This is a genomic window from Allobosea sp. Root670, assembly GCF_001429415.1.
GTDB lineage: Bacteria > Pseudomonadota > Alphaproteobacteria > Rhizobiales > Beijerinckiaceae > Allobosea > Allobosea robiniae.
The window spans coordinates 925,762-943,825 of sequence record NZ_LMJU01000001.1 but is presented as its reverse complement, the minus strand read 5'-3'; the positions used below and the strand labels follow the sequence as shown (position 1 = coordinate 943,825).

Sequence of the window (18,064 nt, the reverse complement as noted above, 5' to 3'; positions counted from 1 at the left end):
TCCGCTCCGTCACGGGCGCAATAGCGGCACCGGGCGCTGCGGGCAACGCTTCTGCTGTCCCTTCCGCCCGGTTATGGTCCGGCCATGACCAGCGAATCGCAGCAGACGACCGGCAATGCGCCTGAGTGGAGCGTCTCCGACCTCTCGGGAGCTCTGAAGCGCACCATCGAGGATAATTTCGGCTTCGTGCGCGTGCGCGGCGAGATTTCCGGCTATCGCGGCCCGGTCGCTTCCGGCCATGTCTATTTCTCGCTGAAGGACACCAACGCCAAGATCGACGCGGTGATCTGGAAGGGCGTCTTTGGTCGCCTGAAGACGCGCCCGCAGGAAGGGCTGGAGGTCATCGCCACCGGCAAGATCACCACCTTCGCCGGCAAGTCGAGCTACCAGATCGTCATCGATTCGCTGGAGCTGGCCGGTGCCGGCGCGCTGATGGCGCTGCTGGAGGAGCGTCGCAAGCGGCTCGCCGCCGAAGGGCTCTTCGCCGAGGAGCGCAAGCAACTCATCCCCTATCTGCCATCCGTCATCGGCGTCGTGACCTCGCCGACCGGCGCGGTCATCCGCGACATCCTGCATCGCCTGGAGGACCGCTTCCCGCGCCATGTTCTGGTCTGGCCGGTGCGCGTGCAGGGTGAGACCAGCGCCGCCGAGGTCGCCAACGCCATCGCCGGCTTCAATGCGCTGCCGGCAGGCGGGCGCATCCCCCGGCCGGACGTCATCATCGTCGCGCGCGGTGGCGGCTCGCTCGAAGACCTGATGAGCTTCAACGAGGAGATCGTGGTCCGCGCTGCCGCTTCCTCCGGGATTCCGCTGGTCTCCGCCGTCGGCCATGAGACCGACTGGACCTTGATCGACCACGCCGCCGACCTACGCGCGCCGACGCCGACCGGCGCGGCCGAGAAGGTCGTGCCGGTGCGGGCGGAGTTGATGGGTTTCGTCGCCGATCTCGCGCGCCGCCATTCCGGCGCGATGCTCCGCCTGTCCGATCGTCGCCGCAGCGATCTCAGGGCGCTCGCCCGCGCCTTGCCGGGGCCGGAGGCCGTCCTCTCCGCGCCGCGCCAGCGGCTCGACCTCGCCGCGACGCGGCTGGCGCCGGCGCTTGCCAGGAACGCGCGCACGCATGAGCAGCAACTGCAGGCTCTCGCGCGCCGGCTGGAGGCGCGCTCGCCCCGCGTCGCCCTTGCCCGCCTGCGCGCCGAGCTCGCCGGTTTCGGGCGCGTGCTCGTCGCAGCCCGGGGCAACGCCATCGCCGGCGAGCGCACCCGGATCGCCAATGCCCGCGATCGCCTCACCACGCTGGAAACGCGGGCCCGCAACGCTTTCGGCCAGAGCCTGATCCAGCGCCGCGAACGCGGAACCGCTGTGGCTGAGCGTGCTGAGCGCGCTTTCGGCCAGGCGCTGCACCGGCGTGCCGACCGCCTGGCCTCGCTCTGGGCGCTGATCCGCTCGCTCGGGCCGGAAGCGGTGCTGTCCCGTGGCTATGCCCTGATCCGCGACGAGGCCGGGGCGCTGGTCCGCAGCGTCGAGGCAGCCCAGCTGGGCAGGGCGCTTTCGGTCCAACTGGCCGATGGCAGCTTCGGCGTCACCGTTGCGGGCGGCGAGGCCGGAGGAGCGAAACCGCCGGCGCCGCGCCCGGTTCGCAAGGGACCGGCATCGGGAACGCAGGGCGATCTGTTCTAGAACCTGTTGATTGTCCGCGGAAACACGCCGTCATCCCGGGCTTGACCCGGGATCCATTCCGGAGCGCTTCCGATCGAGGTTCAGGCATGGATCCCGGATCTCCGCTTCGCTGCGTCCGGGATGACACGCGTTTTCGTGAAAAGCGCCCGTTCTACTTCAAGGCGCGCTCAGGAAGGCTTTGACCCGCTTCAGCGCGTCCTCGCGCGCCGCCATATTGGTGCCCACAGTGACCTTGCCGGTGCTGCTGGCGGAATAGGCGATGTTCTCGCGCTCTTTCACCTCGAGGCGCGGATGGTCGAAATCATGCAGGGCGCCGGGATAAAGCACGAGGCCGACCTGCTCGCCGCGCGCTTGTGCGGCCTTGGCCAGATGTCCGCAGGGTGCGGCCGGCGTCCAGTCGTCGGCATCGCCCATCAGGATCAGCAGCGGGATGCGGGCGGAGAAGCTCGGCGATTCCGACTGGCTCCGGCAGGCAGGGTAGAAGGCGGCGGCGCGCTTGAAATCCGGCTTGCCGTCGGCGGGAGCCCGCTCCTTGCGGATCGCCGTCAGCACGGTCAGGCCGCCACTCGACCAGCCGAGCAGGGCAATCGCGTCGGGTTTGATGTTGTCGCGCTGCTGCAGCCAGATCCGGGCGGCCATCGCATCGGCGACGCGCTCGCGCCCGGCCCTGACCGTCAGGTCCTTCACCCCGCATTGCGAGCCGAGCCCGCGCGAGCCGAAGCTGTCCGGCATCAGCACGGCGAAGCCGATGCCGGCCAGCCGCTCGCCCCAATCGGCATGTCGCATCGAGAGCTGGCCTTGCGCGCGCCACAAGCCGCCGCAACCATGCAGGGCGATCACTGCCGGGAAAGGCCCCTGGCCGGCCGGCAGATAGAGGATGCCCGTCAGTGTTCCCTGGTCGGCCGGAATCGCGACGCGCTCATAGCCACTGGCACGGGCGGCCGGAGCTGCGAGCAGCACAAGGGTCATCAGGCACGCCGCGAGGCGCTGGAGACTGGACATCGCCGACCAGAAGGTTATCACAAGCCCCAGAGTATCCCGGCTTTCCGCTTCCCGATCAATGATTTGATGCAATTTTGATGAATATCAGCGAGCGCCTTCCGCCTCATGGCCCCGAAGCCGTGGTCGACTACGGTCCGGGCGAGTTCCGCGTCGTCAAGCCCGGCGCCTTCGTGCGCTGCGCCGTGACGGGCGCGCCGATCCGCCTCGACGATCTCCGCTACTGGTCGATCGAATGGCAGGAAGCCTATGCCTCGTCGGAAGCCGCGCTGCTGAGGCTGCGTCGCGCCGGCCGCGCCTGACGAGCGGCGAGGCTCTCAGCCTGCCTTTGCGAGGGCTGCAAGCAGACCGGTGATCGCAACCGGCTCCGCGAAGACCAGCGAGACCGGCACCACGACCAGCGACTCGCGGGCATCTTCGGGCCAGAGCGGCGCGAGCTTGGTCCAGTCCTTTTCCGTCGTCGCGATCAGGGCTGAGTGCTCCTGCGCCGCTGCAATAGCGGCCGCAACATCGGTCTGCTCATAGGCGTGGTGGTCGCCATGAACCTGCTCGGCAACGATGGTCGCTCCAGCCTCCCGCAGCGTCGCCGCGAATTTCTCCGGCCGGCCGATCCCTGACAGGGCGACGACCTTCTGTCCGCGCAACTGCTCGACGGCGGCGCCCGCTGGCTTGAGCGCGGCGTGGAGAACTGGCTTCTGCTGGGCCCGGGCGATCGTCGCGACCCGCTCCCCGGCATCGCCCCGGCCGATCAAGATGACGGCGTCCGTCTCGCTCAACTGCTCGGCAAGCGGTGCGCGCAGAGGCCCGGCCGGGAGGCAAAGCCCGTTGCCCATACCGCTCGATCCGTCGACCACCGCCAGCTTGAGATGCTTGACCAGCGACGGATTCTGCAGGCCGTCATCCATCACGACGATGGTGGCGCCGAGTCCACGCGCGAGCCGCGCGCCGGCCACCCGGTCGCGTGCGATGACGGTGCGGGCATGGCGCGCCATCAGCTGCGGCTCGTCGCCGACATCGGCCGCGCGATGCCGGTCGGGATCGACCTCGACCGGCCCCGCAAGCCGCCCGCCATAGCCGCGCATCAGCACGAAGGGCTTTTCGCCCCGCTCGTCCAGCAGGCGGGCGATGGCGATCGCGGTCGGCGTCTTGCCGGCGCCGCCGGCGATGAAATTGCCGACGCAGATCACCGGCAGGCCGGCATCGGCTCCGGGTTGGCGCATCCGCTGCAAGGTGATCCGGCCGTAGAGGAAGCCGAGCGGCTGGAGCAGCCGGGCGAGTAGCGTGGGTTTCTCCCGCCACCAGAAGCGCGGGGCGCGCCGCAGCATCAGGGCGCGCTCTCGCGCTGGCCAATCGCCACCCGCATCAGCAAGGGCTCGATCGCATGCAGCGTGCGGTTCAGCGCGCCGCCGAGTTCGGTCGCGGTCTGCGCGGCGGCACGCGCCGCCTGCCGGGCCTCGGCCGGGTTGTTCAGCCAGCGATGCACTGCGCCTGCCAGCGCCTGTGCATCGGCGGCCTCGCGCGAGCCGCCGTCGCGGTCGAAGGCCGCGAAGATCTCGGCATTGTTGTGGACATAGGGCCCGTGCAGCAGGGCACAGCCGAGCTTGGCCGGCTCGATCGGGTTATGCCCGCCGATGCCCTCGACCAGCGAGCCGCCGAGGAAGGCGACCTGCGAGAGCCGGTAGAACAGTCCGAGCTCGTTGACGGTGTCGGCGACATAGAGATCGATGGTCCGTTCCGGGCTTCCCCCGGTCGCCCGGCGCGAGACGGCGACGTCATTCGCCTCTGCCAGCGCCTCGATCTCCGGGCCGCGCTGGGGGTGGCGCGGCGCGATGATGGTGAGCAGCTTCGGCAGGTAAGGCTTGATCGCGAGATGGGCGGCCAGCACCAGTTCGTCCTCGCCGGGATGCGTGCTCGCGGCGATCCAGACCGGGCGGCCTGTCGTCTGGCCGTCGAGAATGGCGAGCGTATCGGAATCGGCGGGCGGGGCGGGCACGTCGAATTTCAGGTTGCCGGCGACGCTGACGCGCGGTGCGCCGAGCTGGGCCAGCCGCTCGGCATCGCCCTGCGACTGCGCCAGGCAGGCCTCGAAGCAGGAGAGCAGGAAGCGCGAGGTCCTCGGCATCTTGTACCAGCGGGCGAAGGAGCGCTCCGACATCCGGCCGTTGACCATCACCACCGGGATGGCGCGGCGCTGCGCCTCGATCAGCAGGTTCGGCCAGATCTCGGATTCGCAGATCAGGCAGAGATCCGGGCGCCAATGATCCATGAAGCGGCGCATGTAGCGGGGCACGTCGAGCGGGATGTATTGATGGATCACGCCGCCCGGCAGCCGCGCCGCCATCAACCTGGCGGAGGTCACGGTGCCCGAGGTCACCAGCACGGCGAAGCCGCGCTTCTGCAATTTGGCGATCAAGGGCAGCAGGGTCACGGTCTCGCCGACGCTGGCGCCATGCAGCCAGACCAAAGGCTTGTTCGGCCGCTTGACGCTCGCGTGGCCGCGCCGTTCCGCATGCCGCGCGAGGTCTTCCTTGCCGCGGCGCCGGCGCCAGAGCAGGAGCCCCGCCGCCGCCGGCTCCAGCAGCGCCGTCGCGTAGCGATAGGTCCTGAGGATCGCGCCCTTGCCGCTCATGCCGGCGCCCCGGCAGCAAGTTGCTTCTCGCGCAGGCCGGCGCCCGGATCACGGCTGCCGACGATCGCATAGCCGCGGGCATGGACATCGTCGAGGCTCGCCTGGACGGCGAGGCGTGCGGCTTCCTGCGTGGCCTCGTCGGCATCGCGCGCGACCAGGATCGGCTCGCCGACGACGATGGCGCAGCGCCCGAAGGGCAGGCCGATCGAGGCGCGGTCCCAGCTGTTGAAGTCGATGCGCCGGCTGGTCACCACGGCGACGGCCCGGATCGGCCGGCCGGAGGCGCGTGCCAATGCGATGATTCCGGGGCCGACGATGCGGGCGCGCTTGGGCACATCGGCCGTCAGCACCATGGTGTCGCCCGCTGCAAGGCGCCTGACCATGGCGAGGAAGGCGGCGGCGCCGCCCTTCTCGCGGATCTTCTTGCCGAGTGCGCCGGAACCGCGGATCGCGCCGATGCCAAGCTCGCGCAGCGCCACCGCATTGAAGCCGCCGTCGCCATGGCGCGAAACCAGCGAGCAGGCCGGCATCCAGTCCGGCCGGGCGAAGGGGATCATGAGGTGCTGGCCGTGCCACATTGCAAAGATGAGTGGCAAATCCGGCCGGACATGGTCGTAGATGTCGGCGGGTTCGAAGACGATCCGGTTCGTGCGCTGGACGAGGCGCAGGTAGCCGGCCAGCAGCCGGCCGAGCGTTTCCTGCGCCACGCGCGTCTTGAGGATCGAAAAACCCATAGATTCTGTCGTCAGGTCCTGTCGCTCAGAGCCCGTCCCGGCTCAGCTCTTGGCGGTCTCGGGGTCGAGCAGCCGGTGGAGATGGACGATGAAATAGCGCGTCTGCGCCTGGTCGACGGTCTGTTGCGCCTTGGCCTTCCAGGCCGTGTGGGCGCTGGCATAATTCGGGAAGACGCCGACGATGTCGAGCTTGGCCAGGTCCTTGAAGGTGATGCCTTCGAGCGAGGCGAGCTCGCCGCCGAGGACGAGGTGAAGGAGTTGCTTCTGTTCCGGTTCCGCGCTCATCGAACTCTCCTGCAAGGGCCGTGGCGCCCCCATAAGCCATCCCGGTCGTCCAAGCGAGCGGACCGCGCCGGAAGCGTTGAAAAAAATCGTCAGGCCGGCTGCGTCCGTCCGTCGCGCAGGCGCTCGATCGCGGTCTGCAGGGGCGAGGCGAGCTTGCCGTTGCTCGCAACGAGCATGCCATGGACAGGGACTTCGCGATTGTAGATGACGGGCCCGGCCTCGCCATCGGTCAGCCGGCCGCCGGCCTCGCTCAGCACGAGATCGGCCGCCGCCAGATCCCAATCGCGGGCATCGGGCGAGATCAGCCCGGCATCGATCGTGCCATCGGCAATGCGTGTCAGGCGCAGCGCCAGCGATGGAATCCGGGCAACGGCCTCGAAGCTTTCGAACTGGGCAAGCGCATCGAGCATCGGCTTGGGGCCGGCGATGCGCGCGCCGGTCAGGCTTTGCGCGGATGAGGCGTGGATGGTTTCGCCGTTGAGCGTCGCGCCGCCACTGGCGAGCGCACGATAGGTCGCCTGGCAGGCCGGCGCATGGACGATGCCGAGGATCGGCGCGCCCTGGTCGAGCAGCGCGACGCAGACAGCCCAGTCCGGCGAGCCCTGCATGAAGGCGCGCGTGCCGTCGATCGGATCGACGACCCAGACATAGCGATGAGAGAGCCGTTGGGCGTCGTCGACCGTCTCCTCGGACAGCCATGCCGCTTCCGGCAGCAATTCCGAAAGCCGGATGCGCAGGAAGGTGTCGACGCCGATATCGGCTTCGGTGACGGGCGAGCCGCCGCTTTTCGCCCAGGTCCGCGCCGCGGTCGCCGCGCCGGGCCGGAACAGATCGAGGGCGATCGTGCCGGCTTCCAGGCAGCTTTCGCCGACGGCTTTCAGCAGTTCGGCCGCGATCGGGAGCGTGGTGGCGTTCATGGCTTTCCTATCGGCCGCGATAGTCGCTGTTTCAAGCCGAAAATGCGGCCACGGATCGAAAGATTCCGTCAAGCATCCGGCAGGAAACCCTCGGTTTAGGGCCGGATCAGGGCGAAAACACCTTCCTTTAACCCAACCCCTTAAGCGCTCGGACACGGCTGGCGGCCATCCTCACAGGGCAAGCACGAGAGCCCCGGCATCGACAGAGGGCTCCGTTGCAGCAGGGATTAGAGAGAGGCGTTATAACCGATGGCCAGCGTCACGCCGGCCGCCGGAGAGAGCGGTTTTGTGCCTGCTCTCTCCGGTGGTCCGACCACCACAGCGATCGTTTCCCGCAACCCGATGCCGGCCCGGCCGGTCGCCCCGGCGATCGAGCGCGTCGGCCCCGTGCGAATCCTGCGCGGCGGCGCCAACTGGCGCGGCGTCGCGTTGCGTCTGGCCAATCCGGCCGGTGACGACGAACGTTTCGAACTGGCCCTGACCGCCGGCGACGGCCGCTCCATCGTGGTCGCCTGCGCTGACCAGGAGGACGCGGTCGCGCTCTGGCGTGATTTCGGCCGGACCAGCGGCTTGCCGCTGCTGCTCGAAGCCGCCGATGGCACGGTGACCGAGCCTTATCCGCAGCTTGGCCGGCTTGCGCTGGGCGCGATTCGTATCCGCCGCCGCCACGGCCTGCTCAACGGTCGCCGTCCGCGTTTCCTCACGCGTCGCAAGACGGGCCGCCTCGCCGAACTGCCGGTGATCGTCAATGGCGACCGGATGACCGACTGACCGTCAGAACCAGCCGCGGCTCGCGGCATCGAGAGCGAGCCCGGCCGCCAGAAGCAGGCCGGCATCCCGGTTCGACCGGAATATCCTGAGGGCTTCGGGCGCGCTCGCACCGTTGATGCGCGTCACCTGCCGGCCGAGATGAAGGGCGAAGGCGGCGAAGCCGAGCCAGGCGGCGGGGCCGCCGCCAACCAGCCAGATCGCGGTGCCCGTCAGCAGCACTGCCAGCGCGAAGCACAACGCCACCGCCTCGCGCGTGTGATCGCCGAAATAGCGGGCGCTCGACCGGATGCCGGCGATGACGTCATCCTCGAGATCCTGCATGGCGTAGATCGTGTCGTAGCCGACGGTCCAGGCGATCGCGGCCGCATAGATCAGGTAGGCCGGCGGATCGAGCCGGCCGAAGACCGCGCTCCAGCCCATCAGCCCGCCCCATGAGAAGGCGAGGCCGAGCACGAACTGCGGCATGTTGGTGATCCGCTTCATGAACGGATAGATCGCGACGATCGCCAGCGAGGCGATGCCGAGGATGATCGTGAAGCGGTTGAACTGCATGAGCACGACGAGGCCCGCGAGCGCCTGCGCGATCATGAACAGCGCGGCCGCCTTTGCGGTGACCTGGCCGGACGGAAGCGGCCGCCCGCGGGTGCGCGCCACCTCGGCGTCGAGCTTGCGGTCGATGATGTCGTTGAAGGTGCAGCCCGCGCCGCGCATCAGGACCGCGCCGACGAAGAAGAGCAGGCAGTGCCAGGGATTGGGATAGGGCTGGCCGGCGGCGATGGCGGCAAGCCCGGCCGCCCACCAGCAGGGCATGAGCAGCAGCCACCATCCGATCGGCCGCTCGATGCGGGCGAGCTTGAGGAACGGCCTGATGGCAAGGGGCGCTCGGGTGTCGACCCAATGCCCGGTCAGCGCGTCGGGCAGGGGCGAGTCACGCCCGGGCATGGTTCCGAGGGGAGCCGGGTCGGGCATGGCGCCGGGGGGGCGCCGGTCAGAGCGCGCCCTGCGGGACGCGCATCCCGCCGCCGGCGCCGCTGGTGATGGAATCGGCGCCGCCGAAGGGGCTGGCGCTCTGCGCCTGCTGCCGGGCGCGGCGCTGCATGGCGGCCTGCTGCTTCACGGCGTTGCAGGCCTGAGCGCGGAAGCCGGAAACCTTCTTGTTGTCGGTCTGCATGCCTTCGATGAAGGATGCCGGAATCTGGCACCAGTCCTGGTTGGCCGTGGCGAACTTGATCGCGGCGTCGCCATTATTGGCGAGGCGGCCGAAGGCGCTGCAGGCTTCCTGCGGCGTCATCTTCTTCTTGGCCTTCTGGGAGGCCGTGAGCTTGGCGACGATCGACTGGCGCTCGCCGAGCAGCTTCTGGATCTGCTCGCAGCCGGAGACCTGCGCGCTTGCGGGTGCAGCCGACAGGAGCGGAGCCACGGCAAGGCCGAGCACCGCGATAACGCCTGAAGCCATCCAACGCCGCATGGTGTCCTTACTCCGGATTGCCGGCCCGCCCGGCCGATCGTTAAATACGTCCTTAACAGCAGGCGCTGTTAACGCCAACGACTCTTGCGAGTCTATGGTGGCCTTGTGGGAAGCGCTGCCTGCTACAAGCTGATTGTGGCGTTTTTCACGTCGCTCTCGACATTACCACCGATTCCCGGAGCCGCTCGCGCCCATGCCCGTTCCCGATTTCGCCCGGCACCGGCTTTTCATCGACAATTCCTTCGCACCGGCGGCGATTCTGCCGCTCGATCGCGAGCAGGCGAATTATCTCCTCAACGTCCTGCGATTGCGGGTCGATGGTACGGTGCTCGTCTTCAACGGGCGCGACGGCGAATGGCTGGCGCGCCTCGTGCCTGAAGGGCGCAAGCAGGCGAGCCTCGAACTGGTCAGACAGACGAGGCCGCAGCCGACCGCCGCCGACCTGCATTACCTGTTCGCGCCGCTGAAGCATGCGCGGCTGGACTACATGGCGCAGAAGGCGGTCGAGATGGGGGCGGGCCTGCTCCAGCCCGTCCTGACCCGCCGCACGCAGGTTTCGCGGCTCAATCTCGATCGCCTGCGCGCCAACGCCGTCGAGGCGGCCGAGCAATGCGGTATCCTGAGCCTGCCCGGGATCGAGCCGGAGCGTCCGCTCGAAGCGGCGCTCTCAAGTCTGGCGCCGGAGCGATTGCTGATCTTCTGCGACGAGGGCATGGCTCAGGCGAGCCCGGTTGCGGCGCTGGCGGCGCATGGACCCGCGCCGCTCGCCGTCCTGATCGGTCCCGAAGGCGGCTTCGACGAAGCCGAGCGGCAATTGATCCAGGCGCGGCCCAACACGCTGCCGATCTCGCTCGGCCCGCGCATCCTGAGGGCGGACACGGCCGCGGTGGCTGCGCTTGCGCTGGTGCAGGCGGTGCTCGGCGATTGGCCGAGGGCCTGATCGGGAGGGTGCCAAGACCTGCCGCCAGCGCCGGGCGCCTTTGCGCGAATGCACGGTTCCGGTCGTTGTCGAGCGCCCGGCGCTCGCCTATGTCTGTCCATCCTCTGCCGGCTTTGACCGCGCCTTCGGCGCGGGGCTGGTTGTTTGCCCATCTGCCGGAGCGCCCATGGCTCGCGACGTGTCCGATTCGACCCCGATCGGTTCCAAGGCCGAACTGATTGCTTGGATCGCCGCCGGCGAGAAACCGGCCTCCTCCTTCCGGATCGGCACCGAGCACGAGAAATTCCCGTTCTATCGGAGCGATCTCGCGCCCGTCCCCTATGAAGGCCGCGCCGGCGCCGGCGGCATCCGGGCTCTTCTGGAAGGCATGCAGCAGCGGCTCGGTTGGGAGCCGATCGTCGATGCCGGCCATATCATCGGGCTGGCCGGGCCGGATGGCGGCGGGGCGATCTCGCTGGAGCCGGGCGGGCAGTTCGAATTGTCGGGCGCGCCGCTGGCGACGCTGCATGAGACGGAGGCCGAACTTCAGGCCCATCTCGCCGACGTCAAGGCCGTGGCCGCTCCGCACGATATCGGCTTCGCCGCCCTTGGCGCGTCCCCGCTCTGGACCCGTGCGCAGACCCCGGTAATGCCGAAGGGGCGCTACAAGATCATGGCGAACTACATGCCGAAGGTCGGCACGATGGGCCTCGACATGATGTTCCGGACCTGCACGGTGCAGGTCAATCTCGACTTCGGCAGCGAGGCGGACATGGTCCGCAAGCTCCGGGTCTCGCTGGCCCTCCAGCCGCTTTCCACCGCTCTCTTCGCATCGTCGCCCTTCCTCGACGGCAAGCTCAACGGCTTCCAGTCGATGCGTTCCGAGATCTGGCGCGATACCGACAATGCCCGCTCGGGCATGCTCGCCTTCGCCTTCGACGAGGGCATGTCCTATGAGGGCTATGTCGACTGGGCTCTCGACGTGCCCCTGTATTTCGTCAAGCGCGACGATACCTATCACGACGTCGCCGGCGCCTCCTTCCGTGACCTGCTGGCCGGCCGGCTGCCGCAGCTGCCGGGCGAGAAGGCGACCATGTCCGACTGGGCCAACCACCTCTCGACGCTGTTTCCCGAGGTCCGGCTGAAGCGCTTTCTGGAGATGCGCGGCGCCGATGCCGGCCCGGCAGACATGTTGACCGCGATGCCGGCCTTCTGGGTCGGCCTGCTCTATGACGCGACCTCGCTCGATGCGGCCTGGGACCTCGTCAAGGGGTGGAGCGCGGAGGAACGGCAGGCTTTGCGCGATGCCGTCCCGCGCGAAGGGCTGGCTGCGAGCATCGGCGGGCGCAAGCTCATCGAGATCGCTGCCGAGGTCGTGGAGCTGTCGCGCGCCGGCCTGGCCCGCCGGGCGCTCAAGAATGCAGCCGGTCAGGACGAGACGCGCTTCCTGGCGCCGCTGCACGGGATTCTGGAGCGCCGCCGAAACCTGGCGCAGGCTCTGGAAGAGCGTTACCGCAATGCCTGGCACGGTAAGGTCGAGCCCGTGCTGACCGAGATGGCCCTCTGACGCCTGACCAGATTTTCCGCTCGAAAACTGCCGTTTCGAGCGGATTTTGCCTCGGAAATTAACGAGTTGGATGAAGGTCGCCGCTAACCTAGCGGCATGGGGCGGATCAAGGCCAGCTTTCTCGAGTTTGCTCGCGACGCGCGCGGCGCGACCGTGATCGAGTATGGCCTTATCGCGGGTCTCGTCTCGATCACGATCATCACGTCGGCCACCTTCTACGGGAACCAGATCAGTTCGTTCCTGCTGGCAGCGGCCGACGCGATCAAGGTGCCCTGAGGCTCTACTCGGCCGCCGTCTTGAAGCTCGCCAGGTTGTCGAGGCTCTGGATGATGTGCTCGGCCAGCGCGTTCGACAGCACCGACGGATCGAAGCGGGTCCGCAGCAGCCCGATCTTGCATGAGGGCAAGGTCGCGAAACCTTCTGACGGTCCGAGGATGCGCATGCCCGGCCTCACCGCACTCTCCGGCAGGACCGAGATCGCAAGCCCGGCCAGGACGGCGGCGCCGACCGCGGTGGAATTCCAGCTCGCATAGAGCACGCGGAAGCGGCGCCCCTTCGATTCCAGCGCATCGACTGCAGCCTGGCGCCAGTTGCAGGTCGGTCGGCCCAGCGCCAGCGGCAGCGGATCCTCCTCATGCACGCTGTGGCGTGCCGAGGTGACCCAGAGCAGCGGCTCGATGCGGATGATCTCGCCCTGGCTGCGACTTTCGACATGGGTGATGATCGCGAGGTCGATATCGCCAGTCGCGATCCGCTCCGCCAGCATCGGCGTCGGTTCGCAGACCACCGTGACCTCGGCCCGCGGATTGGAATGGGCGAAGCGCGCCAGGATCTCCGGCAGGTAACGGTCGGCATAGTCGTCGGGCACCCCGAGGCGGATGCGGCCCTTCAGGTCGGCATCGGCGAAGGAGGCGACGCATTCGAGATTGAGGCGCACGATCCGGCGGGCATAGTCGAGCAGTCGCTCGCCATCCTCGGTCAGCTTGGCATGGCGGCCGTCGCGCCCGAACAGGGGACGCCCGACCCGCTCCTCCAGCCGCTTCATCTGCATAGAAACGGCCGATTGCGTCTTGAAGACGATCTCGGCGGCGCGGGTGAAGGAGCCGGTATCGGCGATGGCGACGAAGGTCTTGAGCTGATCGGCGTCGAGCACATGGGCCATTGGCGATCCCTGTCCACTGTCCATCAATATCAGTGTTGCGAGACATCATAACCATTCGTTTGGCTGATGACCAGAGCTTCGCTAGGGTCTGGGTGCTCTCCGAAGTTCCCTGTCAATGGCGCGTCCGGGCAGGGGGAGAAACTCAGATCAACGTTCCGCACCGCCAAGGAGGCTGTCATGCTGCTCATGACCATCACCGCGAAGTCGCTCTCGACCGTTTCGGCCGGCGTCACGCGTGTTGCCACCATCGGGTTTGCCGGGGCTGTTCAACTCGTGCGTGCGCTCGCCCATCGCCGTGAGGTGATGCGTCTTTCCGCAGAGCTCGACGAGCGAGGACTCAAGGATATCGGCCTCGTCCGCTCGGATATCGATGGCGCGCTGGCGGCATCCTGGCTGGACGATCCGTCCGCCGTGCTGGCGGAGCGCTCGCGCACGTCGTCGGATCTCGCTGCCGCACGGCGCGAGCATGCCCTGCGCCATGCCGGCTCGACGCCGATGCTGGCGAAGAAGGCCGATATTGCGGTTGCACGCTGCGCCTGACCCCTTGGCGTCAGCGTTCCTGCGGGCGGGAGCTTCGCGCTTCCGCCCTTTTTTATGTCTTCAGCAGGTGAAGAGCTGAAGCCGCCTCAGCGACGGCCCTGTCCGCCGCCGAGCATGGCGTCGAGGATCGATTTCAGCGCGTTCTGATGGTCGTCCTGGATCTGGCGGCCATGCTCGAACATCTGGTTGAGCGCATCGAGACCGATCGAGCCGGGGCCGGAGGCTGAGGACGAAGGCGGCGCCTCCTCGGGCTCGGGTTCCGGCGCGGGCGCACGTCGTGGCGCGCCGCGCGGAGCGGGCGCCGGTTCGGAATCCGGCTGCGGTGCCATGCCGCCGAACATGCCGCCAAGGATCTGGCCGAGCGCGCCGCCGAACGGGTCGGATGGGGCGGCTTGCGGACTGGGCTGCGGCCGCTGCCCGCCGGCCTGGCCGAACATGCCCTTGAGGATCGCCTCGAACGGGTTTCCGGGCATCTGCGGCTGCTGCGGCGCCGGCTGCATGCCCGGCATCTGGCCGCGCATCATCTCGGCGAACTGGCCGAGAATGCCGCCCAGGCCCTCGTTGCTCGACGTCTTGGACAGGCCGCCCATCAGCATCGCGGCGACAACCGGCAGCATCTGCTTGAGGATCGCCTGCGAGACGCCGCTGGTTGCGGCCGCCTGCGCCGCGATTGCCTGGCTGACCTCGCGCGAGCCGAAGAGCTGGCTCAGCACGTCGTTGCCGGCATTCTGGGCGCCGGCCGGGATGCCGTAGCCGCCGGCCTCGAAGAAGCGGGCATAGGGCGAGGCCGTCATCATCTGGGCGAGCGACCCGAAGGCATAAGGATCTCGCGTCTGTCGCTGCAGCCCCATTGAGAAGGCTGGCAGCAGGGCGTCGAGCGCGGCCTGCGTCTGCTGCAGGCTCAAGCCATATTGCTGGGCGAGGTTCGGCAGCGCCTGGCCGCTCTGGGCCGATTGCATGATATCGAACAGGTTCATCATCGACGCTTCTCCCCGGCCGGCCTTTTGATCTCCAGCCTAGGGCGACGATAGCAGGGTGTCCTTGCCTGGCAAATCGATTGCGGCACGGCGCTCCGCGGCCTTGCGCTCCAGCCTTGTGATCCCGCGAAAGGCGAAGACCAGCGCCAGGACGCCGAAGGCGACGGCCCCCAGTGCGGAGCCCGCGAGCGCGCCCTTCGGCCCGGCGAGATGCGCGCCGAGGAACGCGAGCGGCATCGTGCCCAGGGTGGCACGGCCCCAGCTGAACAGCGTCGACAGGAACGGCATGCCGAGATTGTTGAAGGCGGCGTTGGCGACGAAGAGCATGCCGACGAAAATCCACATCGGCCCGGCGATCAGGCAGAAGAACAGCACGAGCTCCGCCGTCAGTCCCGTCGCATGGAAGGCGGAGACGATGGCGCCGCGGAAGGCGAAAAGCAGCGCCCAGGAGACGAGCACGGAGGCTCCGGCGAAGATCGCCGCATCGCTCAGGCCCCGGCGCATTCGGTCGAAGCGCCCGGCGCCCCAGTTCTGGCCGAGGATCGGCCCGACGGCGCCCGACAGCGCGAACAGCACGCCGAAGGCGACCGGGACGAGCCGGTCCATGATCGCGAGCGCTGCGACAGCCGCATCGCCGAATCGGGCGACGACGCTGGCGAAGACCGCGTTGGCGATCGGGTTCGAGAGATTGGTCAGGATCGCCGGCCCAGCGATGGCGAAGGTCCGGGCGCTGTCCTGTCGGATGAACGAGAGGCGCGGCCGCTCGATCATGCCGTGCACGACAACGCAGCCGTGGAACCCGATGGCGCAGATGATGATCCGCGCCAGCACGATCGCGATCGCGGCGCCGTCCGGCCCGAGTCCGAAGCCGAAGATCAATAGCGGGTCGAGCCCCGCCGTGACGATGCCGCCGCCGAGCGTCACGAACATCGCCCGCCTGGCGTCGCCGATCGCCCGCAGGATGCCGGAAAGGCCCATGCCGATCGCCATCAGGACGTTCGATGGCAGCACGATATGGAGGAAGGAGAGGGCGACCGCATGCGACTGGTCGCGCGCGCCCAGCAAGCTGAGCAGCCAGGGCAGCAGCGGCAGCGCCGCAAGCGAGATGACGAGCGCCACCAGCGCCGAGAGGGCGATGGTCGAGCCCGCGATGCGCCGTGCAGCCGGTCGATCGCCCGCGCCGATGCTGCGCGAGGTCAGTGCCGTGACGGCGATCATCAGGCCGACATTCACCGAAACCATCAGATAGAGCACGATGGTGGCGAAGCCGACGCCCGCCGTCGCTTCCGGCCGTCCAAGCCAGGAGACGTAGAGCAGCGAGAGCAGGTCGACGACGAAGACTGCCATCAGGCCGACCGAGCTCGTCGCGGTCATCACCGCGACATGGCGCATCAACGGACCTTCGAGGAAGACGGCCTGTGGCCGGGCCGAAGCCTGGCTCATCGTTCCGGATCCCCAACGCCGCCGACGGCGACCTCGGCACCACCATCCTCGATGACCTGCCGCGTTTCAGGCGTAAGCGGCTTCGACTTGGCCTTGGGCGGGACGAGCGGCTCGGGCGAGACGCGCGGCACGCGGTTGATCGCGGCGGCGAGTCCCTCGTGGAACTGAATCTCCATGCGCTGCGCGTCGCGGTCGCGGACATGGTCGATCACCAGATCGGCCTCGTCGCGGGTCAGGCCCATGGTTTCCAGCGTGACGCGGCCGAAGCCCAGCGCCGATTCGAAGGTCTCGCGCATCTGGAAATCGACATTCGCCTTCATCAGCTCAATCGCGTGGATGCGGTCATAGGCTCTCACATGCAGGCGCACGCTCGGGAACTCGGCCTTGACCATCTCGACGATCCGCAGTGCCGCCTGCTTGTCGTCGACGCAGATGCAGATGACGCGAGCCTTGCCGGCGCCCGCCGCGCGCAGCACGTCGAGGCGGGTGCCGTCGCCGTAATAGATCTTGAAACCGAACTGCGCCGCCGAACGGATGCGCTCCACGTCGGAATCGATCACCGTGACGTCGATATGCTGCAGCAGTAGCGCCTGCGTCACGATCTGGCCGAAGCGGCCGAAGCCGATCACCATCACCGGGCTGTCGCCGACGCCGTCATAGTCTTCGTCCATCGTCGCGGGCGCGACGCGGGCCAGCAGCACAGCATCGATCAGCTTGGCGACGACGGGGCCGAGCAGCATGCTGATCGCGGCAAGCGCCGTGATCATCGCCGATTGCTGAGCGGTCAGCAGCCCGTTCGCCAGGCCGAGCGGCAGGAGCACGAAGGCGAATTCACCGGCCGGCGAGAGCAGGGCGCCGGCCCGGATCGCCTCGAGCCAGGACGAGCAGGACAGCCGCAGGATCGAGGTCACGACCGCGATCTTGAACAGCACCAGCAGCGGGGCCGCGAGCGCGAGCAGCATCCAGTTGTCGGCGACGAGCTTGAGGTCGAGCGACATGCCGACCGCCATGAAGAACAGGCCGAGCAGGACACCGCGGAAGGGCTCGATATCGGCTTCCAGCTCATGCCGGAAATGCGAGTCGGCCAGCATCACGCCCGCAAGGAAGGCGCCCATCGCCATCGAGAGCCCGACATGCTCCATCAGCAGCGCCGATCCGAGGACGATCAGCAGCGCGGCAGCCGTCATCACGTCCTTCGCGCCGGTATGGGCGAGGATGCGGAAGAACGGGTTCATCACGTAGCGCCCGGCCAGCACGATCAGGACGAGGGCGACGAGCGCGACGCCGAGGCTCGCCAGCGCCATCATCGGGCTGCCAGTCTCGTGACCGCTCGTGGTGGCGAGCAGCGGCAGCAGCGCCAGCACCGGCGCGATCGCCATGTCCTGGAACAGCAGGATCGAGAAGGTGCGCCGGCCATAGGTTTCGTTGCCGTCGCCGCGCTCCTCCAGCAATTGCAGCGCGATCGAGGTCGCGGAGAGCGCGAGCGCCACGCCGACGGCGACCGCTCCCGCAGCGGACAGGCCAAAATACCAACCGGCGAGGCCGATGCCGCCGGCGCTGAGCGCCATCTGCGCCAGGCCGGAACCGAGAATGTCCTTGCGCATCGAGTAGAGTCGCGAAGGTTGCAATTCGAGGCCGACGAGGAAGAGCAGCAGCACGACGCCGATCTCGGCGGTGCCGCGGATCGCGTCGGGATCCTTGATCACGCCGAGGATCGAGGGGCCGATGACGATGCCGGCCGCGAGATAGCCGAGCACCGCCGACTGGCCGAGCTTGCGGAAGAGCGGGACGGCGATCACCGCCCCCGCGCAGAACGTCAGGATCGGCGGGAGATAGCTGGCATGCGAGGCGACGTCGGCCATGCGGGACTCGGGGCTTTGGGAACGGGCTTGGCGGTCCGGCGCGGCGCTCGGCGTGGCGGGCCGCCACCGTATCTAGGGGTTTGCGGGCGATCCTGCGAGAGGCAATCGGCA

Annotated in this window: 19 protein-coding genes; 7 read left to right on the top strand and 12 right to left on the bottom strand. The window is 68.4% G+C overall.

Translation table 11 applies throughout. The features are described from left to right. Positions 1-84 precede the first annotated feature (84 nt). On the top strand, positions 85-1,680 hold the full coding sequence (gene xseA, locus ASE61_RS04350; RefSeq protein ID WP_061964938.1) for an exodeoxyribonuclease VII large subunit: 1,596 nt from the start codon (positions 85-87) through the stop codon (positions 1,678-1,680). Positions 1,681-1,836: 156 nt separating this feature from the next. Here xseA and ASE61_RS04345 read toward each other — a convergent pair whose 3' ends face one another. Continuing rightward, positions 1,837-2,649 (bottom strand): dienelactone hydrolase family protein, encoded by an 813-nt coding sequence (locus ASE61_RS04345; protein WP_244492700.1) that lies wholly within the window; start codon positions 2,647-2,649, stop codon positions 1,837-1,839. Between the two features lie 110 nt (positions 2,650-2,759). Here ASE61_RS04345 and ASE61_RS04340 point away from each other — a divergent pair, with 110 nt between their 5' ends. Then, positions 2,760-2,981 carry a DUF2093 domain-containing protein gene (locus ASE61_RS04340; protein WP_061964934.1) on the top strand — a complete coding sequence of 74 codons (222 nt, stop codon included), beginning with the start codon at positions 2,760-2,762 and terminating at the stop codon, positions 2,979-2,981. A 15-nt stretch (positions 2,982-2,996) separates the two neighbouring features. Here the strand turns inward: ASE61_RS04340 and lpxK are convergent, their stop codons facing one another. The 5 genes from lpxK to ASE61_RS04315 form a co-directional block, all read right to left on the bottom strand. Further along, positions 2,997-4,004 (bottom strand): tetraacyldisaccharide 4'-kinase, encoded by a 1,008-nt coding sequence (gene lpxK / locus ASE61_RS04335; protein WP_061964933.1) that lies wholly within the window; start codon positions 4,002-4,004, stop codon positions 2,997-2,999. Further along, complete coding sequence (locus ASE61_RS04330; RefSeq protein ID WP_061964931.1) at positions 4,004-5,308, bottom strand: 3-deoxy-D-manno-octulosonic acid transferase; 1,305 nt, start codon at positions 5,306-5,308, stop codon at positions 4,004-4,006. Before ASE61_RS04330 ends, lpxK begins: the two co-directional genes overlap by 1 nt. After that, a complete protein-coding gene (locus ASE61_RS04325; protein ID WP_061964929.1) occupies positions 5,305-6,042 on the bottom strand; it encodes a lysophospholipid acyltransferase family protein in 738 nt (245 codons plus the stop codon). Before ASE61_RS04325 ends, ASE61_RS04330 begins: the two co-directional genes overlap by 4 nt. A 42-nt stretch (positions 6,043-6,084) precedes the next feature. Then, positions 6,085-6,327 (bottom strand): DUF4170 domain-containing protein, encoded by a 243-nt coding sequence (locus ASE61_RS04320; protein ID WP_082617077.1) that lies wholly within the window; start codon positions 6,325-6,327, stop codon positions 6,085-6,087. Positions 6,328-6,416: 89 nt separating this feature from the next. Then, complete coding sequence (locus tag ASE61_RS04315; protein WP_061964924.1) at positions 6,417-7,244, bottom strand: 3'(2'),5'-bisphosphate nucleotidase CysQ; 828 nt, start codon at positions 7,242-7,244, stop codon at positions 6,417-6,419. A gap of 249 nt (positions 7,245-7,493) precedes the next feature. Here ASE61_RS04315 and ASE61_RS04310 point away from each other — a divergent pair, with 249 nt between their 5' ends. Further along, positions 7,494-8,015, top strand: coding sequence for a DUF6101 family protein (locus ASE61_RS04310; protein ID WP_061964922.1), 522 nt, complete (start codon positions 7,494-7,496; stop codon positions 8,013-8,015). A 3-nt stretch (positions 8,016-8,018) separates the two neighbouring features. Here the strand turns inward: ASE61_RS04310 and ubiA are convergent, their stop codons facing one another. Together ubiA and ASE61_RS04300 are read right to left on the bottom strand one after the other, a co-directional pair. Continuing rightward, positions 8,019-8,984 carry a 4-hydroxybenzoate octaprenyltransferase gene (gene ubiA, locus ASE61_RS04305; RefSeq protein ID WP_061964920.1) on the bottom strand — a complete coding sequence of 322 codons (966 nt, stop codon included), beginning with the start codon at positions 8,982-8,984 and terminating at the stop codon, positions 8,019-8,021. 19 nt (positions 8,985-9,003) lie between these two features. Next, positions 9,004-9,471, bottom strand: coding sequence for a hypothetical protein (locus tag ASE61_RS04300; protein WP_061964918.1), 468 nt, complete (start codon positions 9,469-9,471; stop codon positions 9,004-9,006). 205 nt (positions 9,472-9,676) lie between these two features. Here ASE61_RS04300 and ASE61_RS04295 point away from each other — a divergent pair, with 205 nt between their 5' ends. From ASE61_RS04295 to ASE61_RS04285, 3 genes are all read left to right on the top strand, one after another. After that, the gene (locus ASE61_RS04295; RefSeq protein ID WP_061964916.1) at positions 9,677-10,423 is read left to right on the top strand and encodes a 16S rRNA (uracil(1498)-N(3))-methyltransferase; all 747 of its coding nucleotides are present in this window, start codon (positions 9,677-9,679) and stop codon (positions 10,421-10,423) included. 166 nt (positions 10,424-10,589) lie between these two features. Then, complete coding sequence (locus ASE61_RS04290) at positions 10,590-11,969, top strand: glutamate--cysteine ligase (RefSeq protein WP_061964914.1); 1,380 nt, start codon at positions 10,590-10,592, stop codon at positions 11,967-11,969. 96 nt (positions 11,970-12,065) lie between these two features. Continuing rightward, positions 12,066-12,245 (top strand): Flp family type IVb pilin, encoded by a 180-nt coding sequence (locus ASE61_RS04285; RefSeq protein WP_061964912.1) that lies wholly within the window; start codon positions 12,066-12,068, stop codon positions 12,243-12,245. A 4-nt stretch (positions 12,246-12,249) separates the two neighbouring features. Here ASE61_RS04285 and ASE61_RS04280 read toward each other — a convergent pair whose 3' ends face one another. Next, on the bottom strand, positions 12,250-13,131 hold the full coding sequence (locus ASE61_RS04280; RefSeq protein ID WP_061964910.1) for a LysR substrate-binding domain-containing protein: 882 nt from the start codon (positions 13,129-13,131) through the stop codon (positions 12,250-12,252). A 177-nt stretch (positions 13,132-13,308) separates the two neighbouring features. Here ASE61_RS04280 and ASE61_RS04275 point away from each other — a divergent pair, with 177 nt between their 5' ends. Beyond that, positions 13,309-13,671 (top strand): DUF1127 domain-containing protein, encoded by a 363-nt coding sequence (locus ASE61_RS04275; RefSeq protein ID WP_061964908.1) that lies wholly within the window; start codon positions 13,309-13,311, stop codon positions 13,669-13,671. Positions 13,672-13,757: 86 nt separating this feature from the next. Here the strand turns inward: ASE61_RS04275 and ASE61_RS04270 are convergent, their stop codons facing one another. The 3 genes from ASE61_RS04270 to ASE61_RS04260 are packed head-to-tail and all read right to left on the bottom strand — an operon-like array spanning position 13,758 to position 17,953. Next, positions 13,758-14,648: a DUF937 domain-containing protein gene (locus ASE61_RS04270; protein ID WP_210171881.1), complete on the bottom strand. Its 891-nt coding sequence runs from the start codon at positions 14,646-14,648 to the stop codon at positions 13,758-13,760. A 39-nt stretch (positions 14,649-14,687) separates the two neighbouring features. Continuing rightward, on the bottom strand, positions 14,688-16,091 hold the full coding sequence (locus tag ASE61_RS04265; RefSeq protein ID WP_061964904.1) for an MATE family efflux transporter: 1,404 nt from the start codon (positions 16,089-16,091) through the stop codon (positions 14,688-14,690). Beyond that, positions 16,088-17,953: a monovalent cation:proton antiporter-2 (CPA2) family protein gene (locus tag ASE61_RS04260; protein ID WP_061964901.1), complete on the bottom strand. Its 1,866-nt coding sequence runs from the start codon at positions 17,951-17,953 to the stop codon at positions 16,088-16,090. The genes ASE61_RS04265 and ASE61_RS04260 overlap by 4 nt, the downstream gene beginning before the upstream one ends. Positions 17,954-18,064: the final 111 nt, after the last annotated feature.